At 75.1% G+C, this 3,756-nt stretch carries 4 protein-coding genes; 2 read left to right on the top strand and 2 right to left on the bottom strand.

Annotated elements, in window-relative coordinates; genetic code table 11:
- The first annotated feature begins 236 nt into the window (after nucleotides 1-236).
- Nucleotides 237-614, top strand: coding sequence for a DUF2784 domain-containing protein (locus DQW06_RS26010; RefSeq protein WP_013153055.1), 378 nt, complete (start codon nucleotides 237-239; stop codon nucleotides 612-614).
- Nucleotides 615-838: 224 nt separating this feature from the next.
- Nucleotides 839-2,074, top strand: coding sequence for an epoxide hydrolase family protein (locus DQW06_RS26005; RefSeq protein WP_117199488.1), 1,236 nt, complete (start codon nucleotides 839-841; stop codon nucleotides 2,072-2,074).
- Between the two features lie 113 nt (nucleotides 2,075-2,187).
- On the opposite strand, the gene DQW06_RS26000 is transcribed toward DQW06_RS26005, so the two are convergent.
- Nucleotides 2,188-2,850: a response regulator transcription factor gene (locus DQW06_RS26000; protein WP_117199487.1), complete on the bottom strand. Its 663-nt coding sequence runs from the start codon at nucleotides 2,848-2,850 to the stop codon at nucleotides 2,188-2,190.
- Nucleotides 2,838-3,756, bottom strand: a 919-nt coding sequence (locus DQW06_RS25995) for a sensor histidine kinase (RefSeq protein ID WP_117199486.1), incomplete at its 5' end; no start/stop codon positions are given. The genes DQW06_RS25995 and DQW06_RS26000, both read right to left, overlap by 13 nt.

Here is a 3,756-nt window from a genome sequence, read left to right as displayed (position 1 = left end):
GGCCGGGACGCCCCGTGGCGGTGGCGTCCCGGCCCTTTCGCGCCCTCCCGGTGCCGGGCGGGCGACGGGAGGGCCGCGGGGCGACCCGTGACGGGGCTCCGGCCTCGCGGCCACCGGTGGGCGGTTGCGCGCCCTCCCGCTGTCGGGCGGCAGGGGAGGCACCAGAGTAGGGGTACTCAGGGGGGCCGGGTGCGCGTACCGATGTAGGCGGGGCGGCCCGGTCCTAGATTCGGGGCATGACCTCCCTCCTGGTGGGCCACGCCGCGGCGGCCCTGCACTTCGGTTTCCTCGCCTTCGTCGTGTTCGGCGGCGCGCTGGCCTGGCGCTGGCCCCGGATGTTCTGGGTGCACCTGGCGGTGGCGGCCTACGCCCTGGGCATCGTCATCGTCGACTGGCCGTGCTTCCTGACCGAGATCGAGAACTGGTCGCGGGCGCGCACCGGAAGGGCGGTGATGGAGGACGGCTTCATCGACTTCTACCTGACCGGGAACCTCTATCCGCCCGAGCACCTGCTCACCTCGCGCCTGGTCATGGCGGGAATCGTGGCGCTCACCTGGGCGGTCGCGGGGTGGCTGGTCCTGCGCCGCCGTGCGGCGCTAAGGGCCGGGGTGTGAGCGGTCGGCGCCCGCCTCGGCACCGGACGTGCGGCGGCGGCCCGGACGGCCCGGGGCGGGCCCGGTCGGCTCGCCCGCGGTAGGTTCTGGTGCGTCGGGCGCTCGCCGGGCCCGTCGCCCCCGATCGTTCGCGGACGGGCCGGGCGATCGGAAGAACCCCCTCGGAAGGCCGCCACGGTTCACGGTCCGACGGCCCGACGGCACACCCAGCAAGGAGCCACGCGTTGAGCACCCCGCACGCCTTCCCCCTGGAGCCCGCTCCGATCCACGTGCCCGACGGGGTCCTGGACGACCTGCGCGCCCGCCTCGCGTCGACCCGTGCGCCGCTGGACGAGGGAAACGAGGACTGGTCCTACGGCGTCCCCGACAGCTACCTGCGTGAGCTGGTCGCCCACTGGCGGGACGGCTACGACTGGCGCCGGGCCGAGGCCGCCATCAACGCCCACGAGCACTACCGGGTGAGCGTCGCCGGTGTCCCGGTGCACTTCATGCGCGAGCCCGGCCGCGGACCCCGGCCGATCCCGCTGATCCTCACCCACGGCTGGCCGTGGACGTTCTGGCACTGGTCGAAGGTGATCGGCCCGCTCGCCGACCCGGCCGCGTTCGGCGGCGACCCCGCCGACGCCTTCGACGTCATCGTGCCGTCCCTGCCGGGCTTCGGTTTCCCCGGCCCGCTCACCGGCTTTCCCGACGTCAACTTCTGGAAGGTCTCCGACCTCTGGCACACCCTGATGACCCGGACCCTGGGATACGAGAAGTACGCCGCCGGGGGCTGCGACATCGGCGGGATCGTCTCCAGCCAGCTCGGCCACAAGTACGCCGACCAGTTGTACGGCGTCCACATCGGCTCCGGGCTGCCGCTCGACTTCTTCAACGGCCCCCGGGCCTGGGACTTCGCCCGGAACCGGCCCCTCACCGACGACCAGCCCGCCGACGTGCGCGCCCGGATCGTGGAGACGGACCACCGCTCGGCCTCCCACCTGGCCGTCCACATGCTCGACGGGGCCACCCTGGCCCACGGGCTGAGCGACTCGCCCGCCGGGCTGCTCGCCTGGCTGCTGGAGCGCTGGAGGTCCTGGAGCGACAACGGCGGCGACGTCGAGTCGGTCTTCACCAAGGACGACCTGCTCACCCACGCCACGATCTACTGGGCGAACAACTCCATCGCCACGTCGATGCGCTACTACGCCAACGCCAACCGCTACCCCTGGGTCCCCGCCCACGACCGCACCCCGGTCGTGCAGGCCCCGGTCGGCCTCACCCTGGTCACGTACGAGAACCCGCCCGGCGTCCACACCGCCGACGAGCGCGTCCGGGCGTTCAGGGAGGGCCCACAGGGCGCCTGGTTCAACCACGTCAACGTCACCGCCCACGAGCGCGGCGGCCACTTCATCCCCTGGGAGAACCCCGACGCCTGGGTGGACGACCTGCGCCGCACCTTCCGCGGCCGCAGGCCCTGAACGACACGGACACGGCCGGACCCGTCCGCGCCTCCCGGCGCCGCTGGCAGGGGACACCGCGGACACGGGGGCGGAGTCCTCGGCGGGGCCCGCCGCCGGAGCGGCGGCCGGGGTCAGGCGAGTCCGGCGTCGTGGGCCAGCAGCGCGATCTGGGTGCGGTTGTCCATGTCGAGCTTGGCCAGGACGCTGGAGACGTGGGCCTTGACCGTGGCCACGCTCATGTACAGCTGCGCGGCGATCTCCGCGTTGGTGTGGCCCCGGGCCACGGCCAGGGCCACCTCGTGCTCACGCGGGCTGAGCCGGGCCAGCGCCGTGCGGGCCCGCTCGTGGGACCCGGCCTGGACGGCGGTGCGGTCCATCAGGCGGCGGGTGACGCTCGCGGACAGGATGGGCTCGCCCTCGGCCACCCGCAGGACCGCGTCCACGATCCGCGCGGGCGGGGTGTCCTTGAGCAGGAAGCCGCTGGCCCCGGCGCGCAGCGCGTAGAGGATGTTCTCGTCGGTGTCGAAGGTGGTCAGCACCACGACCTCGGGCGGGGGCGTGCGCGCCCGCAGCCTGCGGGTGGCGGTGATGCCGTCCACCCGGGGCATGCGCAGGTCCATCAGGACCACGTCGGGCCGGTGGGCGTCGGCCGCGGCCAGCACCTCGTCCCCGTCGCGGGCCTCGCCGACCACGGCGATGCCGTGGACCCCGTCGAGCATCATGGTCAGCCCGCCGCGGACGAGGGCGTCGTCGTCGACGATCAGGACACGCGGCGCACGGTTCATGCCGGCCATGGTAGCCAGGCGTGCAGGTGGAAGCCCTCGGGTGTGCGCTCGTGGTCCAGACGCCCCCCGGCCAGGCGCACCCGCTCGGTCAGGCCGACCAGCCCGGTTCCGCTGCCCGGCACCGGAGGGGACCCCTCCCCGGCCGGTGCGGCCCCGGCGGGCCCGGTCACGGGGTTGCGCAGGTCGATCACCAGGCCCTCGCCGGGAGCGCCCTCCACGCGCACCCGCACCGGCTGGCCGGAGGCGTGCTTGCGGGCGTTGGTCAGGCCCTCCTGGACCAGGCGGTAGGCGGTGCGGCCGGTGGAGGCGGGAAGGCGGTCGGGGTCGGCCACCGCGTCGCGCAGCTCCACGCGCTCCCCGGCCCCGCGCGCCTCCTCCACCAGACGGGGGACGTCGGACAGGACCGGCTGTGGGCGCCCGCCCGCCTCGGGTTCCTCCTCGCGCAGCACGCCGATCACCTCGCGCAGCTCCTCCAGGGCCTGGTGGACCCCGGTGCGCACCACCCCGGCGGCGCGGGCGAGCTGCTCGGGCGGGGCGTCGGGCCGGTACTCCAGCGCCCCGGCGTAGGTGGCCAGCAGGGACAGCCGGTGGGCGAGCACGTCGTGCATCTCGCGGGCGATGCGGGTGCGCTCCAGCATCCGCGCCTCGGCCACCCGGCGGCCCTGTTCGGCCTCGGCCCGGCGGGCGCGCTCGCGCAGCGACATCACCAGCGCGCGGCGGGCCCGGGCCAGGGCGCCCCAGCCCACCAGAGCACCGGTGGCGATGGTGATCAGGGCCAGCCACCAGGCGTAGGAGATCTGGGCGCTGGGCTGGAACAGCCCCTGGACCGTGTGCGCGGCGACCGCGGCCGCGGCGACCGCGAGGGCCAGCGGCAGGGGGCGCCGGTGGGCGACCTGGAGCACGCCCAGCGCCGCC

The organism is Nocardiopsis sp. TNDT3, from assembly GCF_003427465.1.
In the GTDB taxonomy this organism is placed as follows: Bacteria; Actinomycetota; Actinomycetes; order Streptosporangiales; family Streptosporangiaceae; genus Nocardiopsis; species Nocardiopsis dassonvillei.
Note: the sequence above shows the minus strand (reverse complement) of the source record. Positions and strands in the feature narration are given on the sequence as shown.

What these genes read in the sequence shown, in the direction of transcription:
- DQW06_RS26010 (WP_013153055.1), top strand. Translation starts at nt 237, where the DNA reads ATGACCTCCCTCCTGGTGGGCCACGCCGCGGCGGCCCTGCACTTCGGT.
- DQW06_RS26000 (WP_117199487.1), bottom strand. Translation starts at nt 2,850, where the DNA reads ATGGCCGGCATGAACCGTGCGCCGCGTGTCCTGATCGTCGACGACGAC.